39 protein-coding genes are annotated in these 26,189 nt (G+C 39.6%); 15 read left to right on the top strand and 24 right to left on the bottom strand.

Annotation, left to right across the window (positions count from 1 at the left end; translation table 11 throughout):
* The first annotated feature begins 8 nt into the window (after window positions 1-8).
* Window positions 9-284 (top strand): HU family DNA-binding protein, encoded by a 276-nt coding sequence (locus tag BSG1_RS03995; protein WP_006835581.1) that lies wholly within the window; start codon window positions 9-11, stop codon window positions 282-284.
* A gap of 374 nt (window positions 285-658) precedes the next feature.
* Here the strand turns inward: BSG1_RS03995 and BSG1_RS03990 are convergent, their stop codons facing one another.
* The 6 genes from BSG1_RS03990 to BSG1_RS03965 form a co-directional block, all read right to left on the bottom strand.
* Window positions 659-946 (bottom strand): hypothetical protein, encoded by a 288-nt coding sequence (locus BSG1_RS03990; protein WP_006835580.1) that lies wholly within the window; start codon window positions 944-946, stop codon window positions 659-661.
* A 681-nt stretch (window positions 947-1,627) separates the two neighbouring features.
* The gene (locus BSG1_RS03985; RefSeq protein WP_006835579.1) at window positions 1,628-2,254 is read right to left on the bottom strand and encodes a LysE family transporter; all 627 of its coding nucleotides are present in this window, start codon (window positions 2,252-2,254) and stop codon (window positions 1,628-1,630) included.
* Window positions 2,255-2,368: 114 nt separating this feature from the next.
* A complete protein-coding gene (locus tag BSG1_RS03980; protein WP_006835578.1) occupies window positions 2,369-2,614 on the bottom strand; it encodes a hypothetical protein in 246 nt (81 codons plus the stop codon).
* Window positions 2,615-2,689: 75 nt separating this feature from the next.
* Window positions 2,690-3,202 carry a DUF3231 family protein gene (locus BSG1_RS03975; protein WP_044022372.1) on the bottom strand — a complete coding sequence of 171 codons (513 nt, stop codon included), beginning with the start codon at window positions 3,200-3,202 and terminating at the stop codon, window positions 2,690-2,692.
* A 206-nt stretch (window positions 3,203-3,408) separates the two neighbouring features.
* Window positions 3,409-3,723 (bottom strand): DMT family transporter, encoded by a 315-nt coding sequence (locus BSG1_RS03970; protein WP_006835576.1) that lies wholly within the window; start codon window positions 3,721-3,723, stop codon window positions 3,409-3,411.
* Window positions 3,724-4,080, bottom strand: coding sequence for a DMT family transporter (locus BSG1_RS03965; protein WP_044022371.1), 357 nt, complete (start codon window positions 4,078-4,080; stop codon window positions 3,724-3,726).
* A 161-nt stretch (window positions 4,081-4,241) separates the two neighbouring features.
* Between BSG1_RS03965 and BSG1_RS03960 the strand changes: the two genes are divergently transcribed.
* Entirely contained in the window at window positions 4,242-5,288 is a 1,047-nt protein-coding gene (locus tag BSG1_RS03960; protein WP_006835574.1) for a helix-turn-helix domain-containing protein, read from the top strand.
* Window positions 5,289-5,502: 214 nt separating this feature from the next.
* Here the strand turns inward: BSG1_RS03960 and BSG1_RS03955 are convergent, their stop codons facing one another.
* The 3 genes from BSG1_RS03955 to BSG1_RS20740 all read right to left on the bottom strand — a co-directional run bounded on the left by BSG1_RS03955 (window position 5,503) and on the right by BSG1_RS20740 (window position 7,038).
* Window positions 5,503-6,018 (bottom strand): DUF421 domain-containing protein, encoded by a 516-nt coding sequence (locus BSG1_RS03955; RefSeq protein ID WP_006835573.1) that lies wholly within the window; start codon window positions 6,016-6,018, stop codon window positions 5,503-5,505.
* A gap of 109 nt (window positions 6,019-6,127) precedes the next feature.
* Entirely contained in the window at window positions 6,128-6,682 is a 555-nt protein-coding gene (locus BSG1_RS03950) for a DUF2179 domain-containing protein (RefSeq protein WP_006835572.1), read from the bottom strand.
* A gap of 188 nt (window positions 6,683-6,870) precedes the next feature.
* Window positions 6,871-7,038 carry a hypothetical protein gene (locus BSG1_RS20740; RefSeq protein WP_006835571.1) on the bottom strand — a complete coding sequence of 56 codons (168 nt, stop codon included), beginning with the start codon at window positions 7,036-7,038 and terminating at the stop codon, window positions 6,871-6,873.
* A 151-nt stretch (window positions 7,039-7,189) separates the two neighbouring features.
* Between BSG1_RS20740 and BSG1_RS03945 the strand changes: the two genes are divergently transcribed.
* Window positions 7,190-7,567: a hypothetical protein gene (locus BSG1_RS03945; protein WP_156791391.1), complete on the top strand. Its 378-nt coding sequence runs from the start codon at window positions 7,190-7,192 to the stop codon at window positions 7,565-7,567.
* Between the two features lie 51 nt (window positions 7,568-7,618).
* Here the strand turns inward: BSG1_RS03945 and BSG1_RS03940 are convergent, their stop codons facing one another.
* From BSG1_RS03940 to BSG1_RS03925, 6 genes are all read right to left on the bottom strand, one after another.
* Complete coding sequence (locus BSG1_RS03940) at window positions 7,619-7,903, bottom strand: hypothetical protein (protein WP_044022370.1); 285 nt, start codon at window positions 7,901-7,903, stop codon at window positions 7,619-7,621.
* A gap of 112 nt (window positions 7,904-8,015) precedes the next feature.
* Window positions 8,016-8,171, bottom strand: a complete 156-nt coding sequence (locus tag BSG1_RS20095; RefSeq protein WP_156791390.1) for a YfhE family protein — start codon at window positions 8,169-8,171, stop codon at window positions 8,016-8,018.
* 127 nt (window positions 8,172-8,298) lie between these two features.
* Window positions 8,299-9,453 (bottom strand): IS4 family transposase, encoded by a 1,155-nt coding sequence (locus BSG1_RS03935; RefSeq protein WP_232214187.1) that lies wholly within the window; start codon window positions 9,451-9,453, stop codon window positions 8,299-8,301.
* Window positions 9,454-9,594: 141 nt separating this feature from the next.
* Window positions 9,595-9,747 carry a hypothetical protein gene (locus tag BSG1_RS20735; RefSeq protein WP_006835565.1) on the bottom strand — a complete coding sequence of 51 codons (153 nt, stop codon included), beginning with the start codon at window positions 9,745-9,747 and terminating at the stop codon, window positions 9,595-9,597.
* A gap of 61 nt (window positions 9,748-9,808) precedes the next feature.
* Entirely contained in the window at window positions 9,809-9,991 is a 183-nt protein-coding gene (locus BSG1_RS03930; RefSeq protein ID WP_232214193.1) for a YozQ family protein, read from the bottom strand.
* 22 nt (window positions 9,992-10,013) lie between these two features.
* Window positions 10,014-10,766: a TraR/DksA C4-type zinc finger protein gene (locus BSG1_RS03925; RefSeq protein ID WP_044022369.1), complete on the bottom strand. Its 753-nt coding sequence runs from the start codon at window positions 10,764-10,766 to the stop codon at window positions 10,014-10,016.
* A gap of 218 nt (window positions 10,767-10,984) precedes the next feature.
* Between BSG1_RS03925 and BSG1_RS03920 the strand changes: the two genes are divergently transcribed.
* Together BSG1_RS03920 and BSG1_RS03915 are read left to right on the top strand one after the other, a co-directional pair.
* Complete coding sequence (locus BSG1_RS03920; protein WP_044022368.1) at window positions 10,985-11,323, top strand: hypothetical protein; 339 nt, start codon at window positions 10,985-10,987, stop codon at window positions 11,321-11,323.
* Window positions 11,324-11,334: 11 nt separating this feature from the next.
* Entirely contained in the window at window positions 11,335-11,910 is a 576-nt protein-coding gene (locus BSG1_RS03915) for a GNAT family N-acetyltransferase (RefSeq protein WP_006835561.1), read from the top strand.
* Between the two features lie 57 nt (window positions 11,911-11,967).
* Here the strand turns inward: BSG1_RS03915 and BSG1_RS03910 are convergent, their stop codons facing one another.
* Window positions 11,968-12,642: a DUF421 domain-containing protein gene (locus BSG1_RS03910; protein WP_044022367.1), complete on the bottom strand. Its 675-nt coding sequence runs from the start codon at window positions 12,640-12,642 to the stop codon at window positions 11,968-11,970.
* Between the two features lie 119 nt (window positions 12,643-12,761).
* Window positions 12,762-13,160 (bottom strand): secondary thiamine-phosphate synthase enzyme YjbQ, encoded by a 399-nt coding sequence (locus BSG1_RS03905; RefSeq protein ID WP_006835559.1) that lies wholly within the window; start codon window positions 13,158-13,160, stop codon window positions 12,762-12,764.
* Window positions 13,161-13,683: 523 nt separating this feature from the next.
* Here BSG1_RS03905 and BSG1_RS03900 point away from each other — a divergent pair.
* From BSG1_RS03900 to BSG1_RS03890, 3 genes are read left to right on the top strand one after another with little or no spacing between them, the layout of a single operon-like run.
* Window positions 13,684-14,307, top strand: coding sequence for an NUDIX hydrolase (locus BSG1_RS03900; RefSeq protein ID WP_006835558.1), 624 nt, complete (start codon window positions 13,684-13,686; stop codon window positions 14,305-14,307).
* Between the two features lie 59 nt (window positions 14,308-14,366).
* Entirely contained in the window at window positions 14,367-14,669 is a 303-nt protein-coding gene (locus tag BSG1_RS03895) for a hypothetical protein (RefSeq protein WP_006835557.1), read from the top strand.
* 22 nt (window positions 14,670-14,691) lie between these two features.
* Window positions 14,692-15,408 carry a Type 1 glutamine amidotransferase-like domain-containing protein gene (locus BSG1_RS03890; protein WP_006835556.1) on the top strand — a complete coding sequence of 239 codons (717 nt, stop codon included), beginning with the start codon at window positions 14,692-14,694 and terminating at the stop codon, window positions 15,406-15,408.
* A 51-nt stretch (window positions 15,409-15,459) separates the two neighbouring features.
* Here BSG1_RS03890 and BSG1_RS03885 read toward each other — a convergent pair whose 3' ends face one another.
* On the bottom strand, window positions 15,460-15,750 hold the full coding sequence (locus BSG1_RS03885; RefSeq protein WP_006835555.1) for a hypothetical protein: 291 nt from the start codon (window positions 15,748-15,750) through the stop codon (window positions 15,460-15,462).
* Between the two features lie 393 nt (window positions 15,751-16,143).
* Between BSG1_RS03885 and BSG1_RS03880 the strand changes: the two genes are divergently transcribed.
* The 3 genes from BSG1_RS03880 to BSG1_RS03870 all read left to right on the top strand — a co-directional run bounded on the left by BSG1_RS03880 (window position 16,144) and on the right by BSG1_RS03870 (window position 18,152).
* Entirely contained in the window at window positions 16,144-16,731 is a 588-nt protein-coding gene (locus BSG1_RS03880) for a DNA-3-methyladenine glycosylase (RefSeq protein ID WP_044022398.1), read from the top strand.
* Between the two features lie 156 nt (window positions 16,732-16,887).
* Window positions 16,888-17,007 carry a hypothetical protein gene (locus BSG1_RS03875; protein ID WP_006835553.1) on the top strand — a complete coding sequence of 40 codons (120 nt, stop codon included), beginning with the start codon at window positions 16,888-16,890 and terminating at the stop codon, window positions 17,005-17,007.
* A 494-nt stretch (window positions 17,008-17,501) separates the two neighbouring features.
* Window positions 17,502-18,152, top strand: a complete 651-nt coding sequence (locus BSG1_RS03870) for a CPBP family intramembrane glutamic endopeptidase (RefSeq protein ID WP_044022366.1) — start codon at window positions 17,502-17,504, stop codon at window positions 18,150-18,152.
* A 54-nt stretch (window positions 18,153-18,206) separates the two neighbouring features.
* Here the strand turns inward: BSG1_RS03870 and BSG1_RS03865 are convergent, their stop codons facing one another.
* A complete protein-coding gene (locus BSG1_RS03865) occupies window positions 18,207-18,398 on the bottom strand; it encodes a spore germination protein (protein WP_006835551.1) in 192 nt (63 codons plus the stop codon).
* 25 nt (window positions 18,399-18,423) lie between these two features.
* Entirely contained in the window at window positions 18,424-18,663 is a 240-nt protein-coding gene (locus BSG1_RS03860; protein WP_044022365.1) for a hypothetical protein, read from the bottom strand.
* Window positions 18,664-18,862: 199 nt separating this feature from the next.
* Between BSG1_RS03860 and BSG1_RS03855 the strand changes: the two genes are divergently transcribed.
* Entirely contained in the window at window positions 18,863-19,567 is a 705-nt protein-coding gene (locus BSG1_RS03855; RefSeq protein WP_006835549.1) for a class I SAM-dependent methyltransferase, read from the top strand.
* A gap of 94 nt (window positions 19,568-19,661) precedes the next feature.
* On the opposite strand, the gene BSG1_RS03850 is transcribed toward BSG1_RS03855, so the two are convergent.
* On the bottom strand, window positions 19,662-20,474 hold the full coding sequence (locus BSG1_RS03850) for a DUF2935 domain-containing protein (protein WP_006835548.1): 813 nt from the start codon (window positions 20,472-20,474) through the stop codon (window positions 19,662-19,664).
* Window positions 20,475-20,946: 472 nt separating this feature from the next.
* On the opposite strand from BSG1_RS03850, the gene BSG1_RS03845 reads away from it, so the two are divergent.
* Together BSG1_RS03845 and BSG1_RS03835 are read left to right on the top strand one after the other, a co-directional pair.
* Window positions 20,947-21,933 carry a Gfo/Idh/MocA family protein gene (locus BSG1_RS03845; RefSeq protein ID WP_006835546.1) on the top strand — a complete coding sequence of 329 codons (987 nt, stop codon included), beginning with the start codon at window positions 20,947-20,949 and terminating at the stop codon, window positions 21,931-21,933.
* 474 nt (window positions 21,934-22,407) lie between these two features.
* Complete coding sequence (locus tag BSG1_RS03835) at window positions 22,408-22,893, top strand: site-2 protease family protein (RefSeq protein ID WP_006835544.1); 486 nt, start codon at window positions 22,408-22,410, stop codon at window positions 22,891-22,893.
* A gap of 216 nt (window positions 22,894-23,109) precedes the next feature.
* On the opposite strand, the gene BSG1_RS20730 is transcribed toward BSG1_RS03835, so the two are convergent.
* The gene (locus tag BSG1_RS20730) at window positions 23,110-23,340 is read right to left on the bottom strand and encodes a hypothetical protein (RefSeq protein ID WP_156791388.1); all 231 of its coding nucleotides are present in this window, start codon (window positions 23,338-23,340) and stop codon (window positions 23,110-23,112) included.
* A 297-nt stretch (window positions 23,341-23,637) separates the two neighbouring features.
* Entirely contained in the window at window positions 23,638-23,937 is a 300-nt protein-coding gene (locus BSG1_RS03830) for a DUF3817 domain-containing protein (RefSeq protein WP_044022363.1), read from the bottom strand.
* Window positions 23,938-24,415: 478 nt separating this feature from the next.
* Here BSG1_RS03830 and BSG1_RS03825 point away from each other — a divergent pair, with 478 nt between their 5' ends.
* A complete protein-coding gene (locus BSG1_RS03825; RefSeq protein WP_044022362.1) occupies window positions 24,416-25,267 on the top strand; it encodes an STAS domain-containing protein in 852 nt (283 codons plus the stop codon).
* A 148-nt stretch (window positions 25,268-25,415) separates the two neighbouring features.
* On the opposite strand, the gene BSG1_RS03820 is transcribed toward BSG1_RS03825, so the two are convergent.
* Window positions 25,416-26,075, bottom strand: a complete 660-nt coding sequence (locus BSG1_RS03820) for a DUF429 domain-containing protein (RefSeq protein WP_156791387.1) — start codon at window positions 26,073-26,075, stop codon at window positions 25,416-25,418.
* Window positions 26,076-26,189: the final 114 nt, after the last annotated feature.

The following is a 26,189-nucleotide window of genomic DNA, read 5'->3' as shown; positions in this document are numbered from 1 at the left end:
TTTTACATATGAATAAAACAGATTTAATCAATGCAGTGGCTGAGTCAGCGGAATTAAGCAAAAAAGATGCAGAGAATGCAGTGAAAGCCGTGTTACAAAACATCGAGGACACCCTTGCCAAAGGTGAAAAAGTCCAATTGATCGGCTTCGGGAATTTTGAAGTAAGAGAGCGTTCTGCCAGGAAAGGACGCAACCCGCAGACAGGTGAGGAAATGGAAATCCCTGCGACGAAGCAACCTGCTTTCAAACCAGGTAAAGCCTTAAAGGATAGTGTGAACGCTTAATCAGCACAATTCGACCAGCCATTTGGCTGGTTTTTATTTTGGGTGTATTAAATAGTAATGTTGTTCTTTAACATAATTAATAAGTATTGCTGAATTTCCGTTACAGGCATGCCAATCCGTGGGCGGGCAGTGTGCCTCAAAATCTGTCTTCAGGATTACGTCCCGGTGGTATGTAACCTTGGTGCTGACAATTGACGTCCGGATAATTCTGAACGAGATTGCACGCCTCCGACTCCAATCGAATATAATATTACTCAGACATAAAAAAACACAATTATTTATGCAAAGCCTATATCTTCCTATTAAGTATTCACCATTATTTATCAAACAAAAAACTGCCGGTTGGCCGGCAGTTTTTGCTCATTAGTTTACTATTATAGTTCTTCCTCTTCAGCAGTATCCAAGTCAGGTTCATCGGTACCTTCACCATACTCATCTTCCGGTACTTCATTTAACATACCTTCATTGTCTTCATCTGATCCTTCTGAATCAATACTATCATTATCATCTGTGTTTACAGAATCATTCTCAGTACCTTCTGTTTCTTCCATATTTTCTTCTTCCTGGATGATTTCGTCTTCTTGTCCTTCTTCAGCACTACAGCCGGTCATGATGATACCTGCAGCTAGAGGGACTGATAGAAATAAATTTTTCTTTTTCATTTACTAACACTCTCCTTTAATTATTTGTTCCAGCTGTCTATTAATTGTTTACCACACTGCCTTTGAACTAAACAATAAGGATCCAAAAAACGCCTTTCTATAAGAAGTTCCGTTCCTTAACATTGGTGCACTTGATATATAAAAGCTGATTTCCGTTCCAGTTGGGTGAGTCCGAGGGGAATTGACACTGCACCTGGACGCATTGTTCGTCCTGCCGGAGGTAATGCTCTAATCGCTTCAATAGATATTAAAACAATAAAAGCAAGGACCAGGCACCATGAGCGTATATAATAAAGGAAGAAATTTCCCTTATGTTATTAATGTGGGGAAAAATAGGCGTTTAACGGAAAATCCTTCCCTTATTTACCCTTCTCCAGCTAAATTCTGTAGTTTAACGGAAAAATTTTCCCTTAGTTTAAATCTCCTTCCTTTACCCCTGGTGACTTTTTCAATTATTGGGGGTTTTCATGAGATTTAATAGTACGATTCCCTACAAAAAAAGCAATCCGTTTTGGACAGCTTTTTTAGTTTTGTACTCCAATACTGGACTGCTTACTTTTAAAACACATGGTTTCTTTCAATGTGAATTCAATGTGAAAAGTAATTAATCAGTCCAATTCAGAAGGGGGATTTAGACCAAACAAAAAAGCAGAATAGAACAGTCCCATCCTGCTTTAAGGATTAAAAGAAAAGAATTTTAATTGCTTCCCAGCCAAAGTAAAACCCAAAGCCTATAAGAGAAAGGCCGGATATAGCGGATATGCCAATCAATAATCTGTCTGTCAGGAACTTTCTGAAGGAACTGGCTAGAGCCGCCATGCTCACATCCCATAGGGTTAAGCCAATAAATATGGCGGCGCTGTAGAGGATCAGATGGGCGTGATCAACCGTTTGGGCTGTTTTGGCGAGGACAGAACCATAAATCCCCAGCCAGAAAAGGATGGTTAAGGGGTTGGACAAGGCCATAAAAAAACCGGTAAAAAACGTTTTAATATAGGTATCATTTGAGTTTCTGGATGAGGCACTGATTTTCCCTGCTCCCATAAGGCTTTCTATTCCTGTATAAACAAGAACAAAAAAACCGAATGACCATAGAAATGTTTTAATGAGCGGGGTATGTAAAAAGTTGACAACACCAAAATAGACGACAAGCATATAAAGAAAGTCTGCAGCTACCGATCCTAATCCGATCATCCATGCATGCCAAAAACCATTTTTGATCCCCCTGTCGATCTGGGCGGCATTAATGGGGCCGATGGGTGCAGCGAGTGATATTCCGAGAAAGACATAACTTAAGAAGACAGCCATAGTTTCACCCCTAATAAGATAACTTGTACATCTTATTCAGCAGATGTCCTTTTTATCACACTTGGTAGAAATGGCTTGTCTAAAAATATTTATTCGTACACTATCTGATAATATTTATAGGCTTGAATGAGCTTCTTGTAAAATCCTCATCCTTTCCTTAGCGTGAAGGTATTGTTTCTGTTCCTCCTCAGGTGCACTCATCATAGAATCGTGAATACTGGTTAAAAGAGCTTGTGCGTAATGAATATCTTGTGCTGCACGCTGATAGTGCTGAGGATCATTGTTTCCTTGTGCATCCAACAAGTTACGTTCAGCCATTTCGACTTGTTGGAGAGCCTCTTCAAGTTTATTGTTGAACATTTTTCTTCACCCCTGAAGTTTTATGTGTGGAAAGGGAAAGAGGAATACTCCCGTGGGAATATTCCTTTTTTTCCTTTAGCAATCTTCATTTTTATGCTGATGCAGAGGAGGAGGGATTAACCAGCCTTTTTCTTTGTTTAATCGGAGAAGTTTACCTCCAAGTGCTGCCTTTTGCATGTGGAATTGTCCGAACATCAAAGCGATATCTTCTCTGACACATTGTCCAATGACCTGGCTGCAAGCAACCAATCCACCTGCAATATCTCTTGTCAACGATGCTGATATTTCTGGATCTTGGTATCTTGCTCCAACTGGAATATCTTCAATACAAGCATTAGGGCGTTCTGGTGGAGTTGGGGGCAGGCCTACGCCATTTTCTTTGAGTAATTCCTCCAATTGTTTAATCTCCTGCAGCCCGTTTTGAATCAATTCGTCGATGAATTTATTTAAGTCTTCATCCCCGGCATGATTTTTGAGAGTCTGATATCCTGCTACCATTCCTTTTCCTGCCATTAAGAATGACCAAGTTCCGAAAACCTCTCCATAGTGCATTGGTTCTTCTTTAGGATTTCCGCTTAGTATACCCATTGTCATCCTCCTGAAAAAATTCATTATTGTGCCACCTCTTTCAATTGCACAACCTTAATATTTCCTCTAATGCCTTGGGTATGCGGATAGAATCCCATAAAGGTCGAGGTAAAATAAGGATGAATGACAATGCTTTTTATACCATATCACTTTGATAGCACATTGAAAGCAGTCAGCTATCAAGGGGGTGAGCTAAATGTGTCCCTTCAAGAAAAGACTTTTAGCCCAATCACACTGATAACGATACATCCGATGAAAAAAATTCTTTTGAATTCTTTTTTTTCATTGAAAAAGATCATTCCTGCAATAACGGCTCCTGCTGAACCTATACCGGTCCAAACAGAATAGCCTGTGCTTACTGGAATAGAAACGAGTGCGAGAGAAAGTAAATAAAAGCTTATTCCGCCAGACAAGATGGCGAGGGCTGTTGGAATAATTCTTTTATATCCATTAGAGAGTTTCATCATAGTAACGAGAAGAACCTCGAACAAACCTGCTGTTATTAGGTAAAACCAAGCCATTTATTTCGCCTCCAAATTCTGAGGTTCATTTTTCTCTTCTTCATTGGAGCTGAATTTAAGTCCAAGTACACCGAATATGAGCAAACTGATGAATCCAATTTTTATCAGGCTGATTTCTTCACCTAAAAAAACCATTCCAATGATGGAGGTTCCACCGGCCCCTATTCCTGTAAACACGGCATAAGCTGTACCTATTGGTATCATTTTCATTGATTTCGCAAAAAAGTAAAAACTGATTAAAAGGAGAAGAATTGTTATGATGCTGGGGGTCAAGTCTGTAAACCCATCTGAAAAAGATATCCCGATGGCCCAACCGATTTCTAAAACTCCCCCTATGACAAGATAAATCCAAGCCATTCCTGTCATCCTTTCTTTTCTTGGTTTTTTCCAATCCCTATCCATTATCCACACTGGATGAGAAATCGCAACTAGTAAGATTTATAAATTGAATAGAGTTTCCAGCTTGTTTAATGAAGTATTATTAATTACTATATGAAGTAAGAAAAGGGGGATGGAAAGTGAATAGCAATATCAAACTGAATGTAGCACTTTTACGCCGCCGTGTTCCTAATCTCACCTCAGCTGCTAAAGCTGTCGGCTTACGACCGGCTACGGTTTCAAATTTATGTACAGGGAAAATTCCAGTAGGGAGGGCCGAAGTGAAGACTTTAGTTGCACTCGCTTCTTTAGCGAACTGTACACTCGATGAATTGCTGATACGCGGCAGCCGCCTTGAAATGATTGAAACAGGCATAAAAGTGGTTGATTTGTTTTGTCCGATAGTAAAAGGGGGGAGAGTTGGTTTTGTTGCCAGAGCTCAGATGGGGCAATTAGTTTTATTGAATGAACTGATTGTCAGACTGCAGGGGAAAGGGTTCAAGATGATCTTTATTGAAGCGGACTCAATTGTTCCGGATGTGGTGGAAGCAAAAGCTGCATGTGATCATGTATGTAAGAGTACTCATGAAGTATTTGAGCTGCTGAATAGTATGGATAAAAAAGAAGATGCAGTCGTTGTGGCAGACCGAGCCATCGTTAAAACAGGTGATTTATTCGACATGGGAGACCGATTTGAACAATCAGGTTTTCCTGAAATCACTACATTCTTATACGACCCGAGCGGAGAAGCTGTTGATGAGAATGATCCCTATGGTCCACTGGATACACTAATTCCATTTGATTTAGACTTGGCAACCAGGCAATTGTACCCGGCTGTGCATCCCGTAAAAGCAGTTTCCACTCTGCTGGAGGATGCTTTGCTGGATAATAACCACCTGTCAATTCAGCGTCGTGCAAAAAAGATGCTAAGAAGATATAGGGAGATCCGAGTATTAGTCAACAATATTGGAGAAATGAAAATCCCTGAGTCGGAAATCGAGCTATATAATAGAGGCCAAAGGCTCGAAGCTTTCTTAACACAACCTTTCTATGTAGCGGAGCTAATCACCAATCAAGAGGGTGTATATGTCCCAGTAGAATCCACATTGGCTGGAGTACAGAAAGTCATAGACGGAGGCGCAGACAGCCTTTCTCCAGACGAGCTGAAATACATCGGAAAACTTTAATCCTTTAAAGCACTAAGAGGGACAGTCCCTCTTAGCGCTTTAAAGTACTGCAGTGTTAACAAAAGTTCATATTAGTCAGATATTCACCAATTGCAGGGCAATAACCCTTGATAAATAAAACAACGTCCTGTGTCATTTCACAGGACGTTGTTTATGTCATTTATAGGTTAGGGATTCCTCGGTCTGGTAACTCCTGAGGCGGACTTTCTATGTTTCATCTCTCAAACCCTTGGACATCATTCAGAGTCTCCCTGCTCTGCTGTTCGGACTTCTTAATGATTGATATGGAACCATCTGACTCCAGTACAACGGCATCAATTTCATCCATTGAACTGATGCCCTGGGAGCGGGCTGCTTGAAATATTTCCTTCTTCAGCACTCGTTCCTTTTTCATCGCTTGACTTTGGTATTCTCCGTCAAGATACAGAATCTTAGGTTCTGACTTAATAAGCTTATTAATAAAGGAAACATTGACAGCCAGTTTTGCAATAACATATTGCAGACCGATTAACATAATGAAGGCTGTCGTTCCTTGAGCCAAGGTAACCTTTTTATTAATAAGGATAGAGGATAGAGTGGACCCCATTGCAATCGTTATGACAAAATCAAAAGCGTTCAATTTGGAAAGCGTTCGTTTACCTGAAATTCTAAGCAGGATGACCAGGGAAACATAGGCGCATAGTCCAATTATTATTGTTCTTTCAATAGTATCAAAGTTCGAAAAAAACATGGCAAATCTCCTTTCTGTCTCTATGTCCTTTGTTTTTCCTCAGCGTGTCGGAAATAAACCAAAAAGACCCTCTTGGACAACAAGAGGGTCTTGAATTTATGCTGTAAGATTATTGAGTTGTTCGTGAAGATACTTCACGTTTCTTTTTCATCCTCTTCTTCATTGCCTTTACAAGGAAACCACCTTTGAATCGGCGTGGTTCATAAGAGATGATAAAAGCACGCGGCTCGTGTTCCTCGACAATTTCAAGAAGGTCATCTTCACGGTTTCGTTTTGTCAGGATTTCGAGTTGGTACCGTTTGCTGTCCCTTCCCATACCTTCAAAAACTGTAACCCCAAAGCCTTCATTACGCAGGATTTCAATTAATTTTTCATTAATATCCATTAAATTCACCACAATGCTTGTGTACCCAATGGCCAGTTTGTTTTCAACTTTGCTGCCGATATATAAACCTATTCCGAATCCGAGTGCATACACCAGCATGCTGGCAATACTCTGATCACCTGAGAAGACCAATGCTAAGCCAAAAACGTATATCAGAGCTTCAAGAAAGCCAAAGGATGACGCTGCCACACTCATATTCTTCACAAGGAAGATCGTCCTTAAAGTCAGAATAGGCACGTATATCAACTGTAAAGCAAATATTAACAATATATCTATCATGGAAAGTACCCCTTTTTAAGTTAATCCTAAAAAATACTTTCCAAATATAACACTGTTGCTGGTTAGAAAGGAAGGGGTTTTAATAATTTTTTTTAAAAGGCAAAAGTAATTTGGAACATTCAGGAAGTGCTTGAGATCTGGCCATTGGCTGGAAAAAGGGAGGAAAAGTTAAGCTGATTACTTTAGAATTAGTTACTTTCATTTTCTCCATCTTCATTTTCATCTTCACCTAAACCAGGGTCCACAACATCTACATCTTCTTCCTGGGGATCCATTCGGCCTTCTTCCATACAGCCGGCCAGGAACACACTTGCACAAAAAAGCATTGTAAGTGGTTTTTTATTTAGTTTTTTCATGATGGATCATCTCCTCCTTATTTATTCTTTATAATATAAATTCACTAAGGGGAGCCTGAATAAACATCCTATATATTAATATCGAAATACTGTTACAAAGCATATACATAACTCTGTACGATCAACATTAATTGAAGGAGTGTATGCTTAAATGCAATATGGAAATATATATAACCAGCGACAGAATTCTTTCTATCCTTCTGGAGGCTACGGACAGTTTCCTTATGGAAACACAGGTTATCCGGGAGGTTATGGAGCTGGCTCCAGTCAAGGATATGGAATGCCTGGATTTGGCGGAGGATATGGTCCATTTCAAAATCCAGGATACAACAGTTTTGGCACACCTGGCTACGGAAGTCCGTATGGAAGTCCAGGGTATGGTCCTGGATATGGAAATCCTTACGGGGGCCCTGGATACGGTCCTGGAGGAGGACTTTCAACATTAGGTGCAGGCTTATTGGGGCTCGGTGCAGGTTATTTAGGCGCTGAACTTCTTGATAATGATCCTAAGCGCGGTTATCGGTATTAAAAATTAATAACGGGTGCCATTCAAATTAAGGAGTGAATGGCACCCGTTTCATCATGCTGTGACATTTTTGTATTTCTCAGAGATTTTTCTGATGAACTGTCCGTAGTTAACAATCCAAGAAGCGGTAACAGCCAGGAATGAATTGAGTACTGCTGTTATGATAATTAGATCGGTCAATTGGTTGGATGCTGTAAATATGTACCCAGCCATTGAACTGAACAAGATTATGATTGATAAGGGTAGTTTGGGCATAAGAAAAGTGATAAGTCCGCTTAGAAATAATGTGGCCGCACCAAGTAAAAAGAATTGCAAGAACAAAGTCATAGTAGTTTCCATGGGTTTCCTCCTTAACGTATTTACAGATTCACTACCCCAATTGTCCGGTATGTAATCAACTTGGAGGAATTAAAAAAGCTGGAGGAATATCCCCAGCCTGTCATTATTCGTCTCACTGATTATCCTTCTTTACTTCACTTGGATAGCCTTCTTTGGTTGCAGATTTAAATTCTTTTGCGTAAAGAACCTCCTGAGTACTTGAAAGACCATTATTCTTTTCAGTATTAATTCCTTTGTACGGAAGTTTCTTTTCATTTCTGTTTGCCATGTTGATTCTCCTTTCAAAGTTATTAATATCTTTCATATTAACTAATTACCCGTCAGGAGAGAGGCTAAACAGGGCCTTTAACCAATTAACGTACTGAAAGGGGCAGTCCCTCACGGGTGTTGATTAGCTATATTTTTCCAAGTGATTGGCACAGACTTCCCCTTCGTTGAAAGAGTGATTTAATGGCACACCTTACCTCCACAGGTAAGGTGTATGCCACGTAACGACGTGTGAATTCTATGAAAGTGAAAGAGTGTAAGATGGCCCAATCTTCCTGTGTTTCATTGTAAATCCAGCGTAGAAGGAAGTAACTAATAAGCGTTCCATAAACTTGGCTATAGACAGAATTCGGTGAATTTCCAAACAGATTGGAAAGATCGAGATTGCCTTTTACCCAACGGAAAAACAACTCGATTTGCCAGCGAAGCTTATAGATATAAGCAATGTCTTCAGGGGACATCATCATTAAGTTTGTCGCTACTTTTATTTTGTTTCCTTCGTTGTCGGTAAAGGTAACCAACCTGAATCGATATTTTGTTTTGCGGGTGCGTTTTCCGATAAAGGCTGTCAGGTCTTCCTTCACACTGCCCTCTTCATCAAGAGGGACACTGTGTTCGATCTCTTCCGAGAAAGAGAAAGAGCTAGCGACTCTAATCACAAAAAATTGATTGTCTTCCTGTAAGTTCTCAAAGTCTCGCGTCCGTGCATATCCTCTATCTGCGGTGATAATGGAAAGAGGTTCCGTGTCTTCATACAACTTGGGTGCCATCATGACATCGTGGTGCCGCCCAGTTGTAGGGATGACTTGGGTCGGTTGCCCTTCCTCTACATCGAACTTTGTATGGAGACGAATAGCGTGGCGAGTACGGGTATAACCCGCCCAGCTCATATCTGGATGTTGAAACGTAATGGTTGTGGAGTCGACCGCGAATAGTTTATAGGGCTTGAACAGTGCTCGGCGCATTCCACGTCCTAAGCGATTGACTAAACGAGAGAACAATTCTTGAAGAATCTGATAAGGGACGTTTTGAGCTTTTTTAGCGAGGGTCGAGTGGTCAACGGAAGGCAAACTTTCTTCCTGTGGCATCTTGGTTTCGGCATCTCGAAAGCTTTTCCAATCTTTCGCAGAAGAAATGACAAAGAAGCGTACCAAATCTCGGGTGGAAAATTTTCTTGCGGTGTCACGATAACCCCACTTCTCACAAAGGTTTTCCACCTCTTCGTCAGTAATGAACGTTTGAAGTACCTCTGATAATTTGTTAAAGTTAGTCAATGAAGCCACTCTCCTTTTTAGTGTTGTTAGCGGTAACAATCATTCTAAAAGAGAGTGGCTTTTTTTGTCTAATGATACCGTTTGTTTTACATATTATGGTTAATCAACACCCGTGGGCAGTCCCTTTCAGTGCGTTAAAGTAATGAAGTATTAATCATCTTCCAGGACAATCGGCAGTTGATTTTCGGTGCGCTGCGGTCCGTATTTACTTCCCGCATTCTGTTTAATATGTTTATTTCCTGGATAGCTCGATTGGTGTTCTTTTGACAATTGTGCAACTTTGCCTTTGTCAGTATTGACCATAGTATAGTTCCTCCTCAGTAGCATAAAAGTGCATATGTTTCTTTGCACTTTCGTGTGTGTACTAACGTTGAAGGCCTTTATCCATATCATCAATTTTTCCGTCTATGGTGCCTTCAGTAAGGCTGTCACTAGCCTGCTCGTGAGTCATTGCCAGACCTTGGGACAACTCATCCTTTTTATTATAGTCGGCAGCTTCGTATGTTCTGCCGGCAAGTTCTGTTGATTTTGCTCCCTGTTTTTTCACCAATTTAAACTCACCTCATTTTTTATTCTTCCACATAGGGGTCGTGCTCATAAGCGGGCAAATCACCAAATGTTGTCATTGTTCCTTCTTCATCTAAGGCATCTTCATACTTTTCATGTTGTTTGTTTGGATAAACGGTTACATTCCTGCCTTCAATATCAGTGCCCACAAAATTTTCAAATTCTTCGGTATACCCGACATTTTCCTCATAATCCACATAAACGTCATTGTAATTATCCGGCGGATTCATTAGGGCAGATGGTGATTCAGATGTACCCCATTCTGCGACTGCCTGCCATGAATCTTCAGCGTCAAAGGCTGTATCTTCATTTTTTTCGTCCATAAAAAATTTACCGAAAGGAGGCAGTAGGACACCTTCCTCTATGGGGCGGTTATGAGAGACAGTTTGATCAAGACTGTGTTCCTTGCAGTATAAGGTCGTTGGGATAGCTTCGAGCCTCTCTGCAGGAATCTCCTGCCCGCAAACCATGCACTTCCCATAGTTGCCTTTATCCATTGCCGTCAGAGCTTTTTGAATGTTTTCCAATTCATAATCAAGATGCTGGTGGAGGGCAATGTCCTTCTCTCGTTCGTATAAGGCAGTTCCCTCGTCTCCTGGATGATTATCATAACTCGATAATTCTCCAGTGGTTTCATGCGGGTGCCCTTGATTCAAGTCAAACTTGTCGTTATCTTCCTGTCTTTTATTAATGTTCTTTTCCAGTTCTTTTAAAGTTGAGCGGAAGGCAGACAGTTGTTGTTGTGTCAGTGTCATTTCATCATTCCTTCCAGAGAAATTTTCTTTATTAGTATGGTGCACAACCGGAAATTAATGATTGTTAAATCATACCGGATTAATAAAAAATGAAGGAAAAGAGGAGGAGTCATCGAACAAATTAATTAGATGAAAATAATTTTTTATGTTCCAGTCATATATCTTTTCTTCAGGAAATATTCATAAGTTGCTGTTATTTCTTGATGGGGAGAGTAGAAATGAACAAGGTAAACATTAAAATTATTATTATCATCGTCCTTTGCGGCATACTTGCGTTATTATTCCATTACTCAAAAAATGACCGAAACAGCCTCGAAAAAGATAAAGTGACAGTGATGGAAAAATATTTTGCTCCAAGTCAATCGTCTGTGGCGACAGGAATCAAATCAAAAAAAGAAATTCAAGTTGAAGAAAGTGAAGCGAAGAAATGCGCGATGGAATTCAGCAATAAAAAAATATTTGAAGTTGATTGTGATAAGTATCTTGATTACAACATAGGGGATAAGATCGTCATTATCCATCAAAATGACCGACTCGTTAAGATTGGAAAGAAATAGAGGAGCTGACTATGAAAAATACTCATGTATGTAAAATACTTGATATACCTGAAATTCAAACAGATCATTATTATTTGACTGCAATGAAAGAAAGGTATGCATCGCAGATGTTTAGCTTTCTTGGGGACAGAGAAACAATGAAGTTTCTGACTCCTCATCCCCCAGAATCAGTATCGGAAGTAACAGAAACAATTCGTGAGTCATTGAAAGGGTTTCAAGATCAGAATGAAATACCTTGGGTTATCAAAGAGAAGTCTACGGATAGGATTATTGGAATCTTTCGGTTGCACAAGCTGAATTTTTGGCATAAAAAGACTGAGATGGGTGTTGTTATCTCAAGGGAATTTCAAATAAGAGGCGTTATGACCGAGCTCATGCCTGAAATTTTGTCTTTTTGTTTTAACGAGCTCGAATTAAACAGGGTGGTCGGAGATATCTTTGCCGAAAATCAAGGCTCGCGTAAATTGCTTCTGGGAGAAGGCTTTAGGGAAGAGGGGACTCTCAGGCAAACAGACTTTGATGGAGAAAGGTATCATGATACGGTGGTATTTTCTTTATTGAAGGCAGAATACTATAAGAGAATGTAATATTATTATGTAAACAAAAGTCCAACTCTCGTTCAGGCCATTGAACGAGAGTCAGCTTTATTGCAAATCATTTGGAGGTTCACTCATGTGACCTTGATTTTCTACTTCCTCAAAAATATTTTTCTGAGGGGAAGCGGCAGAAGCTGTATAGCTGGCAGGCTGTTGAATGGGGAGGCCATTATTCCCGGGTGCCTGGACGGGGATACCTGCCAACCGGTTGTTAAGCATCTGTGTGAGCAGCTCTAATTCCTGTCTAATTTGTGAAATATCCTCTTTAACTGCCGGCTGTTTATTTGGCTTCAAGATGAACCCCAACTGTCCGTTCGGTTCCAGCGTGGCATATTGAACGTCAGATATATCGCTGACTTGAGATTGTCTCAATTTCATTTCTAATTGATCTACGGTTAACCTCATTTTCTTCAAAGCATTTATTTGCAGGGTACCATTATGAATAACGACCTTTGATTGTCCTGTTATGAATTTTTCCAAAGAGTCATTTTTTATTTGAACGAACTCCATGACAACCAATGTAAGCACTAGCGTCAGTCCAACGGTTAGAGTGGACCAAATACTTTTCCCAACAATAGGCTGAACAAGTAAAGAGCCCAAACCGATCATGATTACAACTTGTGCAAGGCTCATTTGTGAAATGGACTTCCTTCCTGCTACTCGTAAAAGCAATGTACCTCCCAGCACGATCAGGATCGCTTTCCAAAGTAAATCAAGATCCAAACTGATCACTTCCTTTTAATAAATCATCGATTTCCTTTTGGATAAGCATTTCTATCAAACAGCTTATCGGTAAATAGGTTGTGGAAAAACGGGAGAGAATATACTTTTACACCGTTTCCTTATTTAGTAAGTCTGCATATGAACTTTCTCGACCTGGGGCCATCAAATTCACAAAAATATATTCCTTGCCAGGTACCCAAAAGGATTTTTCCTCCTGAAATGATAAGTGTCTGAGAGTGGCCGACAGTACTTGTTTTTAAGTGGGCTGCAGTGTTTCCTTCTCTGTGTCTGTCTTTCTTGTGGTTCCATGGAAATACCTCATCCAATCTCATCAAGAAATCTGTTTTTACATCAGGATCGGCATTCTCATTCACCGTAATCCCAGCCGTCGTGTGCATAGATTGCACAATCACGATTCCATCCTGAATCCCCTGCTCATCAATCCAACCTTGAACATCCTCGGTTATATCAATCATCTCATCTCTTTTCGAAGTGGAAATTTCAAATTGCTTGATCATTAAAACAACTCCTTTTCTATTCTTCTTATACTATTTCTGGATTTCACCACCCATAAACCTGTTCTCGAAGCAGGTTTAGAATCCTTCTTATATAATTGTCAAAAAAAGCAGGATAAAAAGTTCTAATCAAGAAATACATAAAGAAGTTGTATAATAATCAGGAAAGTACTGGATGAGCTTTAATTTGATTTATAAAATCTGATCAGCTTCCATTTATAACTTTGGAAAGTGCATATCTTCCTTTGGTTTTATTGCTGTGCTTGGATCGGCAGGTGTGTGACCTTCTGCGGGATTTGCGGGACGTCACGCACCTGGAGCGGAAATCAGGGTAATATTTATGAATGAAAAAATGTATAAAAAAGATAATTACTAAAAGATGCCCGCTTCGGGTTTATAAACCTTCACGATTTTTCCATAAAAATTCCATTTGTATCAATTTCTAAGACAAGATTCTTGATTTCTTATCAAACAAATTTTTTACCAGGAACACAAAAAGGGTAAAGGAAGTGAAAGAGGTGAGTAAATGGATTTAGCAAAAATTAAAGGTAAGTTCCATAACCGTACCCCTAGAATATTGGGAAGCAATGACTATTATCGATTTTCCGTCCTGTTGCCGCTGATAGAAGTAAATGAGGATATTCATATCCTCTTTGAAGTGCGTTCAGAGCAGCTTAGAAGGCAGCCGGGGGATATTTGTTTTCCGGGCGGAAAAGTGGATAAGGAAGATAGAACTGAAAAGTTTACTGCTATAAGAGAAACATGTGAAGAGTTAGGCATCGGTGAGGAAAATTTATCCGATATCTATCCAATGGATTATATTGTTTCTTCTTTCGGGACTTTCATTTTTCCGTATGTAGCTGTATTGGAAAAGAATGCAGACATAAGACCAAATCCTAGTGAAGTTGCAGAAACTTTCACAGTCCCTTTGTCATTTTTTATGTCAAATGAGCCTAATGTATATAAAGTCGGTTTTACGATTGAGCCGGAAGAGGACTTTCCGCTCGATTTGATTGCGGGTGGAGAAAATTATAATTGGCAGACAAGAAAAGTTGATGAATACTTTTACTTTTATGAAGATAGAGTCATCTGGGGTCTGACAGCAAAAATTTTAAAGCATTTTACAGATGAATTGAAGGAAAGTAATTGAACCTAACAGTTTAATGAGACATATATAACAAATGAGAAGATAAAAGGGGAGGTGATAGGATGTTTATCGAAAGTGTCAGGAATGTACTTGGGAAGATTGCCCTTATGGATGATGATGATCCGGGGATGGAGAACACTCTTCAGCGTCTCCTTGATTTATTACTTCAAGACGAAGAGAAAACCATTCAATTCATGGAACAGGCCAGCAGGAAAGAACTGCTTTTGATCAGTGAGATGTTTCCAGAGGTGGTGTATACTTTTGGCAGCCAGTATTTTTTGGAGTATATCTACAGTCTTGATAAAAAACATCCGGAACTTGATTTACTGAGGTATATTGAAACCAATCAGAAGTATTTAAATTAGTTAGGCGCGGAAGGAGGAAATCATGAAACAGATCATTGCACTGGGAGGGGGAGGGTTTTCCATGGAACCCGAGAACGACCTTCTGGATACATATATATTGAGCCAGGCTGCTGCTGCATCTCCCAAAATTTGTTTTATTGGTACAGCTAGCGGTGATGCAGACAGCTATATTGAACGATTTTATCAGTATTTCAAGCAAATGGACTGTACCCCTTCCCACATGTCGCTATTTAAGCCTCACACAAGGGATATAGAAGGGTTTTTATTAGATCAGGATATCATTTATGTTGGAGGAGGCAACACAAAAAATCTGCTGATTCTGTGGAAAGAATGGGGAGTTGACCGTATTTTACATAAAGCTCTGGCTAAAGGGGTTGTGCTTGCTGGGATAAGTGCAGGAAGTATCTGCTGGTTCGAAGAAGGCGTGACAGATTCTTATGGAGATGGTTTGGAACCACTGAAAGCACTGGGATTTTTAAAAGGAAGTAATTGTCCCCACTACGACGGTGAATTAGAGAGGCGCCCATCCTATAATTCATTCATAACTTCTGATGAACTTAGCGCAGGATGTGCAGCAGATGACGGGGCTGCACTGCATTTTATTGATGGAAAGCTTGAAAAAATCGTGAGTTCACGATCTCATGCAGCTGCCTATTTTGTTGAAAAGGTAGATGGAAAGGCTGTTGAACGAAAGCTTAAGACGGTATACTTAGGGATAAATGAAGGGAAGGGGAGCTGAGTTGCTCAGCTTCCCTTTTTTAGTTTTGACATACACGAATTTATGCTAAATTCATAAAGAGATCTCCACATTACCATCTTCGGTAATTGAGACAGTTGTGTAGCTGTAAAAAGTATTCAATGAATCAATATCGCTCTCCTCTTGCACAAGTGCATTCATATAGCGGTTATATCTATTTACATCTTTGACAATGTGATAAAAGTAAGTAGGTACCTCGTTTATAAAATCCTTTTCTTTAAAAACAAACTGACCTTGAAACTTGTCTCCAAACCAATCACTTGCTTCCTGATGGTTTGTGAATTCCGGCATTTCTTTTGCCAATTTTTCTATATTGATATCCATATTCTGACCTCCGTTAAAATTACTTCTCTATTGCGAATCCATGTAGAGGCATGCACTTATAATTCAATTTCGGATAATAATCTCAGACGATTAGTTCATGGGTTTCCACAAGGATTCCTTACACATTCCGCCTACAGATGGTTATTAGCCTGTAATCAGTGGTACGCTTGAATATATAACTTCATCTTTCACTAACAATGACCGGTAACCTACTGCTCATTAAATGGTCTCCAAGTTGTTTCTGGTGTATCTTTACTCCACCCACGGGTAAATCACTTATTCATGTTCGCAAATAGACTTCTCTTTAACACCACTCTGAATAAAGTATTGTCTTTATTTTTCACAATCGATATGGTTTCATTCACAAAATGAAAGGAGCTGCCGAAAATGAATATAAAAAAGTCATTTAACCTTTTACCTCAGGAGATTTATGAACTGCCGACACTCGAACTGGCCAAGAGACTTCTGGGATGTTTGCTTGTTAAAGAAACAAGTGAAGGCACCACTTCAGGTTATATCGTAGAAACAGAAGCCTACTTGGGACCGGAAGACCGTGCGGCCCACAGTTTTAACAATAGAAGGACGAAAAGAACAGAAATTATGTTTGCAGAAGCTGGAAGAGTATATACGTATGTCATGCATACCCATTGTCTGGTGAATGTTGTGAGCGGACCACCTGGAAAACCGGAAGCTGTTCTGATAAGAGCTGTGGAACCGGCTGAAGGAAAAGAGTTAATGTTGAAAAGGAGGCCTAAGCAAGGCAGGGAACTTACGAATGGTCCGGGCAAACTGACTAAGGCGATGGGGATCAACATGGAGGATTATGGAGGTCATTTCACTAAAAGCCCGCTTTTTATTGCTGAAGGATATTCGCCGGTCAGTATATCGACCGGGGGGCGTATTGGAATCGGTAATTCCGGGGAGGCACGTGATTATCCATACAGATTCTGGATATCCGGTAATGAATATGTGTCGAGATGAATGTTGGTTTATTTGTAAATTGCCGGGTGCTTTTGCCAACCTGAACGAAAGTGCGTTTACTCAAGCAAAGGAGTTTTTGTAGAATAATTTTTTGTTTGACAAAAGAGGTTGTGGGGAATTACCAAAATGAATGATAATAATAAAGGAGGATAAACCATGAGCAAAGAACAAGAAGAAAAAGACAACCTCTCTTTAGAACAAGAAGAAAAAAAGGAAAATAATCAGGATATTGATCCACAAAAGGATCCTGAGAAGCCGAAACACCCTGAAGATTGAATCAGAGTGAGCAAATGTAAATATTACTATAAAAGGATGGGACCATTCGCTGGTCCTGTCCTTTTTTAATTGACTAAAATCCTGCTGGATGGTTAATGTTCAGGTGCTGTCATTGAAATGAAAGGAATGTCACTACGGATAAAACGTTCTGCAAATAAGCCAAATTCCACCAAGTAAATGTTACAATATTGAGGAATAGTCGTTTATTCTTAAAGCCTATTTTCGCAAGTTTTATTGTTTCTAATCAACCTTATCTAACAAAAGCAGCTACGTCTACGAAGAGTGCTTTCCAAAAGGCTGTATTCGTATAGATTGTTGCTTCAAGAAAAATCCTAAGTGCCGGATTTTTCCCCTAGGCACAAGATCTTTTCGCTCCGAACAGGAAGAGGAGCTCTTTTCTTTCTTGCTTAACTGGATAGTTCTATTTGCATATATATTCTTAAAACATAATTAAACGCTTACAAAAAGACTAAAGTATGCTGCAGAGGTGTGGAATGAAGAAACTAGTACTACTTATCGGTCCGACACTAATGATCTTCATAGGTTTGACCATTTACGGAAATGTCCCTTTGACTTTCGGATTATTCTATGGTTGGCTTCTGCTTGTACCGGTGTATTTCAGTTTAACCAATCAAAATCATTCTGAATGGAAAATTCGCATCACTAGGAATTCTGTATTATTGGGGACAGCGAGCGGACTCGCTTTCTTGCTGATCATTTTTGCAAGTGTGTCGTTTTTATTTTCCTCAATAATCGAACTGGAAATTATTGGTTTACTATTGGAGGAATGGAACTTTAATGGGAAAATGGTATGGGGGTTGATCGCGGTTCTTATCATCCTGAATCCCTATCTTGAAGAGAACTACTGGAGAAATTTCATTTTTGAAGAATTAAAAGTGTCAATGTCTCCGGCCATGGCGATTATTACTTCTTCATTTTTTTACAGTTTTTATCATATACTTTCCATGGTAGAACTATTTAATTGGCCGTTTAATGTACTTGCTGTCATTCCAGTCTTTATTGCAGGACTCGTTTGGGGGCTGTTTAAACATAAATCGGGATCACTTGCTGCACCCGTAGTCAGTCATATATTAGCTGATACAGGTATTATGATGATTTACTTAGTGTATATCCATAGTTGGTAAATGCAAAAAACAAGCTTGGGCCCAAGCTTGTTTTTTTATTGTCTTGAGATGCGGTCATTCAGGTGTCTGAATAGATGTTGAAACTGAAATTCCACTGAATGTTATTTGGAATGGTCCTGTATTTCCTGATCCAGAGCCAGTCGTGCTTTTGGAACTGGAAACAGGTGATTGTTTCAGTGGCGCGCCGAATGTGACTTCCCCTCCGCTGATTTTATGAATAATGACTTTATTGATAAAGCAAGCCATGAGGTAAGACTCCTTTCAGGCAGATCTACCAGAAGAAAGCAGCAAGTGCCAGTCCTGTAATAGCACCTAAAGCAATACCATACGCAAATCCATAATAACCATATCCTCCGCCGTAGTATCCATAACCTTGATTTGGCCTTACGGGGCGAATGAATACTTTGCTTCTCGTCACTCTTGTGATTTCTCCAATATGGGTTCTGCCGAAACGGTCATTGATTCTGACGACCTGACCATGGTAACGGCAGCATAAGTGGTAATACGGCATGTAGAACTCTCCCTTCAGCATTATTTCTTATATATTCAATGTATTCATGCATGGGACAGGTTGATTGTTCTTTCACCTATTTGCCTCTCATTTCATTAAATAATTAAAGAAAAGTGTTTAGATTTGACCAGCCGAAGCTCTTAGCTGCTTGTTTTGGCAGAGAAGATTGAAAAATTGACTGGGAAAAGGGGATAGAGGTATGGGCAGTTATCTTGATTTTTTAGCATTGTATGGAATAGGAGGAGCACATCCAGGGGGAATCCTGCTGACGAAGGAGCTGATGTTCAGGGAAGAAATAACGGATGGGATGTCCATCTTGGATATAGGGTGCGGCACAGGACAAACAGCTGTATTCATTAAGGAGATGTTCGGAAGCAGAGTTGTGGCTTTGGAAAATCATCCTGTCATGCTTGAAAAAGCCGGGAAAAGAATTCTGGCTGCTGGAGCAGAAGTACAACTGATTAACGGCCAGGCAGAAGAGATGCCTTTTGCAAATCAGGAATTTGATTTGATTACGAGCGAGTCCGTATTATCTTTTGTAGACCAAAAACTCGTGCTTTCTGAAGTGGAAAGGATTTTAAAACCAGGAGGGCTCTTCCTCGCAGTGGAAATGACTGTTGAACAAGAACTATCCTCGGAAGCCCGTAAGGAATTGAGCACCTTTTATGGAGTGAGGCACTTACTCAATGAAAAAGAATGGCAGAAGTGTGCAGAAGCAGCCGGCTTCACAATTGTAGAAATTGATAAGCCGGATTTTCCGATGTTATCACCAGAACCGGTTATTGAATTTGATTTATCCGAAGAGATTCCAGACGATATCCATGACATGCTCGACCGCCATGAAGAATATCTAAAGAAATACAAGGATCAATTGGGGGTAAGAATCATCAAATGCAGAAAATGAAAAAGCCCAATAAGCTTGGGCCTTTCAGGAGGCTTTACCACTTTAAAGCGCAACAAGGGACTGTCCCTCTTAGTGGTTTAAAGCGGTGAAGTGGTCAGGCTTTTACACGTGGAGCTGTAGGGTCACAGTCTGGGAGATGCGTTCCGGCTGTTTCATATAATTTGAAAAGGTAATAGCATTCTTCCCGTGCCATATGATCAGCCATCAAAGCTGAAAATGACCCAAGCAGTTTATGATTCATTTCCCATTCTTCCAATTCAGCAAGGAAACTTTTGAAGATTTTCATCTCGAGTTCTACATCTTCATTGAACTTCGATAATGCTGGAAATTCCATCAGACCGGTCCTCAGGTATCCAGCGAGTTCGATGGCTTTCAAATAGAACGCTTCGAAATCCTTTTGGAAGGCTGACCCTTTTTCTTTTAATTTCTTCTCACTCAAGTCAAGATTGTCATTGATGGCACCTGCGTGTCCTGCAGCATCAGCCAGCCAAAGAAGGTGATGGTGTACAGGATGGAAATCCGGAACTTCCTGTTTTTTAAGCAGGTGGTCAAGGATGTTTATATATTCCTCTAACTCGTTTACCATGTGGTTTAGGAAGGTTTCACCCAGTCCTATGACAATTTTGCCTGTCAATTTCTTTTTGATAAGAGAAAGCTTGAATGTCCTGAGCTTTTCCGTCTGTTTAGCAGCCATCTTAGTCAAATCATCGAGCTTCTGCCCTGATAAAGGCTGTCTGGCCATTTGAAGGAGTTGATCCATGACAGTAATGAATTGTTCAGCCTGTTCAATCTCTTCTTTCTCAACCGGTGAAAGTGTATCGCGCATAAATCTTGCATGATCTCCAAGTATCTGCAGCCAAAAGCGATGTTCGTAAAGGGCCTTATCAGCAAAAACATTTCTGCTCATGGGGAATGACACTCCTTTATGTTTTCTTTAGGCTCTTTTCTTAAACTTTGTGCTAGTTAATATAACCTTCAAAAGATATGCCTTTATTCATGGAAAATATGCTGGGTAAGCAAGCAAGAAAAGAGCTATTCACCTTGTTCAGAGAAAAAAGCACTTGTCTCCAGGGAAAAATCCGGCTCTTTGGATTTTTCAGATAGCAACAATATAGTTCGAAAAACAGCTTTCTTTAACCTCTTGAAATTCTGCATGCTCTTGTGAGGTAAAAAGGTTTCCGAAAATCTGCGTTACCGGACAGAATGTCTTACAAAACATGAACCTGTCTGAGTCACATCGGTTAAATATATGAAAAGAAATCTCCAATAATTATAAAAAGTTTGTGTCATTTTGCAATGTGTATAATTTCACCCCATAAGTAAAAAGTGATAAAGTGTGTTTATCAACCATTAGAGCAGATAGTAGAAAGGGGCTTTATATGATTCGCTTTGGAGTTATAGGAACCAATTGGATTACAGATCGATTCCTGGAGGCTGCCGGTAAGGTCAGTGATTTTCAACTGACGGCCGTTTATTCCAGGACAGAAGAAAGAGCTAAGGAGTTTGCCGATAAATATGGCTTGAAATATACTTTTACCGACCTGGATGAAATGGCGCGAAGCAATACGTTTGACGCAATTTACATAGCAAGTCCAAATATTTTGCACGCAGAGCAGGCCCTTATCTTTATGAGAAAAGGAAAACACGTTCTTTGTGAAAAGCCTGCAGCAGTGAATAGTGATGAGTTAAATAAGATGATCCAGGCTGCTAAAGAAAATAATGTACTTTTTATGGAGGCCCTGAAAACTACGTTCATTCCCAGCTTTCAATCAATAAAGGACAACCTGTCAAAGATTGGAAAAGTCAGAAGGGTTGTTTCAGTCAAAAATCAATATTCTTCACGGTATGATGCATATAGAAGCGGCACGGTCCTCAATGCCTTTAAACCTGAGCTGGGGAACGGTTCTTTAATGGATATCGGCATCTACTGTATCGTTCCTGTCCTGACATTATTCGGGATGCCACAAAGCATCTTTGCACAAGGAATGTTACTGGAGACAGGAGCCGATGGAGAAGGGACCATCCTTTTTAAGTATGATGGAATGGAAGCGGTCGCGATGTATTCCAAAATTACCAATTCAACCATACCCTCGGAGATACAGGGAGAGGACGGCAGTTTTATCATCGACAGCATCTCAGATCCTCAAAAGGTAGAAATTCATTATAGGAACGGTTCTGTTGAAGATATAAGTGTGGAACAGGAAGGTAACACAATGTATTATGAAATATGTGAGTTTATCGACCTCATCAAAAATGGAAAGAAAGAATCTGCAAAGCAAACCTTCCAACTATCCAGAGACACGATGTCTATACTGGAAGAAGCACGGAAACAGATTGGAATAAAGTTTCCTAGTGATAGTCTTTGAAGCACCTGATTACAAGCCATCCTTATTACGTGGTCACTAGAAAAATTGAGGACCACATCCAGTCGTCAGAAGAAACAGAGCATGAGTTACGTATGTATACTGAGAGAATCGATTGTTCAACAAAAACCTTTTTGATGAAAAATGTCTTTGATGTGTCATACAAATCCCTGAATCCGGAACAAGGTTTCCTATATTTGCATACTAATCAGGGAGTCCACAGTTTTCATGTAAAACAAGATCCTCGTCCCTTTATTCAGGCTTATAAAGAACTGAATTCAAAGTAACTCTCGTGTTCTAATTTTATAGCCATTAGAAGAAGAGTCCTTGTAAAAGGGCTCTTTTTTCATTCCATTATCTGACTGTATTATTTTTCTCTATGAATATTGTGTTACGAATCAATTAAAATCCCAGTATATAAGCTTAGGGAAAAGAACATTTGGTAATACAGATGGAGATGAATTAAAATCGGGGGTTATGGATTTGTTTACACTTAATGATATGTGGATTTTTTTTCTTGCGTTTTTCTTAACGTTGCCATTGGTAACATTAGTTCATGAGGCAGGGCATGTCTTGGTCGCCAGAGTGTTCGGAGCCAAAATTAATTTCGCCCTGGGGGCAGGCAAAACGCTTTTTTCAATCGGACCATTGGAAGTAAAGAAATTGTATTTCATGGATGGCTGGTGTCAATATGGAAAATTGAAATATGATAAAAAATGGGTTCATATCCTGATCTATCTTGCAGGCAGCCTATCTAACCTTTTGGTAATACTTCTGATCAATTTCTTGATTTATCGGGAAGCATTGCCAACTCATATATTTTTTTATCAATTTGTCTATTTCTCTGTCTATTTCATCTTCTTTTCTTTATTCCCCTTTAAAACAGGGAAAGGGCAGCCAAGTGATGGATTGGCTATTTACGAAGTCATTAAATATGGAAAAAAAGCAGATCCTCTCGAATGATAGTTTATGATTATGTATTTGTGGGAATTGAATGATAAGAAATTACAGGGAGGTACCTGCATGAAACGACTTATAAAAACTTTGATTAAATGGGGACCAGTTGTGTATCCAATCTATAAAAAGTATAGAGATAAGAAGAGAAGTGCAAGATCTTATTAAGATTGTAATTCAAATTAAAAGCCCCCTTTTCCTATAGAGCAGGGGGCTTTTAATTGATTAATTAGAAGTGTTATCCTCTGTTGCTATATTTGCAGCAGCGCCACCTAACAACTGACCTAACAAGTTTTGAATACCTGCCAAGTCTGCCTCAGGTCCCAATTCAACCAGCAAATCATTTATTCGAATCTCTAGACCCAGTAATTGCAAGCAAAGCCCTCCTGGAACAGATAAGCAAAGCAAGCTATCATCACTGCATCTCGCACATGGATCTGTTTGATTGTTTCCCAACTCTATCACTCCTTTCGTTATAGCATACTGATAATATATGGCGAGAGAAGAAAGTAGATTGGACTATAGATACACTTATAGAAAAATGTGCGAGTGCTGAACTATTATAATGTTTTCTTCAAGTGGCCGTGCATTAGTAAATAAGAGGGTGGAGAGGTGCAGAGAATTTACTACTTCAAGGTAAGAGAAAACCCTACATCTACATGTTTTTTATAAAGAAAAGTAAAAAAGCAGCGAATTTACCGCTGCTTTTAGCTTTTTCTGAGTAATTAAGTTGATCTTAAACTGGCAGCCGTCTCAAGCAGAGAAGTTGTTCTTTTTTAATCTGCTGTCAAGCATCATATTACCGAAAGGCACGAATGCCACAAGAACAGAGCCGAAGATCCATTTAAAAGCCCATCTTACTTTAATTGTTGTGTAGGCAATCACCACTAAATAAAGGATAAAGAAGAATCCATGAAGCGCTCCCACAACTGACACGGCTTCTGGAATCCCTGCTATGTACTTGAGCGGCATGGCGATAAACAACAAGATCAGAAGAGAAGCTCCTTCAATGAACCCCATCATCCTGAATCGACCTATATCAGTTTTCCACATAGAGTGTCCCCCAATCGTTGTATTCTTTCTGTTCATTATAGTATAGATGCTCTTAGAATACATTTAATTACGAAGAATTTCAAAAAGTTTTCAATTTGGGGAAATCTGTCTGTAATATGCTTTTAGAGGGATCCCTTGAAAATCCAATTCACTTTATTAGGGAGTGGGGAAAGCTTATGAAGCACCAAATCGAGAGAGCCGCTTTAAATTTGTCTTATGAGTGGGTTTATGAGGCACTCTAATCCAGAAAGCAGCTTCGTATTGGTCTAATAAAAGAGTTATGAGACACCCTAATCGTGAAACCAGCATCATATTGGTCTTATGAAGGAGATATGGCAGCATACAGATCTAAATCAACTTGGAAGAAGGAATGGTACAAGCGTTTTAAAAAAACCCCATCAAAAAACCATACTGATAATTGCTAAAAGTTTAAAAGCTTTATACAATGAAAGTATCCAAAGGTAGAGGTGAGAGCCTGATGAAAGAACAGAATAATCAATTGCTTTTTCAATATATCATCGAAAATGCCCCTAACATGACCAATGATTGGTTGGACTCCAGGGAAGAGGCTTCAGGATATTCTATTTATTCAAAGAGTGCTTCTCCGGAAGTTGAGAGTAAGCTGCGAAAGCATAATGACGAATTGATTGAAAGCATTGCCTACATTTTTGTGTCTAAGGAAAAATTTGAGGACAGAATGATTAAGTGGACAGAAAAGATTGCAGAAGAAAGGGTCGAATCAGGAACAACCCTTTATGAGGTCATACAGAAATTTAGTATCTTCAGGAGAATCTATTGGGATGTTATTGAAAAGTTTATCGACAAAAATAACATAGATGTTCAACAAGTAGTGGAATGGAGCAAAGAGTTAAATACAGGGATTGATTCCATCATTGAAAAATTCACAGAGCATTATAATTTAAAAACGCGAGAATCTTTCTCAAAGCAGGAAAATTTGATTAAATCCATTACATCCCCAGTTATCCCTGTCACTGAGAATGTTGCAATATTCCCCCTGCTTGGCAATCTGAATATCACCATAGCGGATGGATTAGCAGATGCCGTGCTGCAGCAGTGTGTGAAATATCAAATTTCAAAACTTTTTATCGATATTTCAGGAGTGGGAACAATCGATACCATGATTGCGAACCAGCTTTTTCAAATGATATCCAGCCTTAAGTTAATCGGTGTAGAAGCCTTTCTTTCAGGCATACGCCCTGAATTAGCTATGACAGCTGTGCATTTGGGAATCAATTTCAAAGAATATCCTTCGTACAGCAGTTTGAAACAGGCTTTAAAAGAAAATGGTTTTCAAGTGGAAATGTGTTAGTCAAATAGAAAAAACAGTCTGCAAGGTTTGCAGACTGTTTTTTTAGTTGAAGAATCACTGCAATAATTTAGTAAGGATGATCCTGCAAAGACACTTTTATAGCCTTCGAAAAGGCCGGCCCTGAACAGTGTGCCCGGGTATTGCATAGTTAACAGCAATAATCATATGGATGTAATGGAGGCTCCGCTTTCCAGCACCAGTTCGGCTCCAGATAGGGATCACCCCAATTCCATGCTCCCAATGCCGCTGCACAAGAATCAATAGCATGTGTCGTTTCTTTTACTTCTTCTGGTAATGCGTTCAGATCCGTGGATTGAAGAAACTGAAAAATGTGCAGCCTTGAATCAGCCTCTTTTTTGTATGAGAGAAGGTGAGGCAGCAATTCTTTGGGTAGTCTTGAACCCATCACCGCACCAGGGTGAACCTCTACTATCTTTACGGGTTTCCTCGTTGTCATTGATCCAATCGCCCGTGTCAGGGAAATGCCCCTTAATGTAAGATAAGCCATTCTGTTCATTGTTGGTGCCATGATGGAAGAAGATTTCATACCCAGCTCTGTAATGTAGGCACGTAAACTTTTATCCGCCTGTCTGTCCCCGCCTCCCCCCTGATAAGAAAGAGGAGAGTCAATGCCAATGAATACCGTATGATTCTCAGCTTCCTTTTGAATTCTGGAGAGGATAACTTCATCGGTGGCTCCTGAAATCAGCTGTCTCAATTTTAATGCCCCATCAACCTTTTCAAAAATCGATACGACCGTATCTTTTGTATTGGTAGGGCCGGATAAATCAATTCCTATAACGATCATCTTTTCACCCGCTTTCTTTATCATTATTTATCAATCAAGCGCAGCTAAAAGCTTTCTGTAACGCTTTTTAGTAGTAGGTCATTTGCTAACACTCTACCCAAATTTTAAGGGTTA

This window comes from Bacillus sp. SG-1, from assembly GCF_000181495.1.
In the GTDB taxonomy this organism is placed as follows: Bacteria; Bacillota; Bacilli; order Bacillales; family Bacillaceae_B; genus Rossellomorea.
The sequence above is the reverse complement of the archived record's forward strand: the minus strand, read 5'-3'. Positions and strand labels throughout refer to the sequence as shown.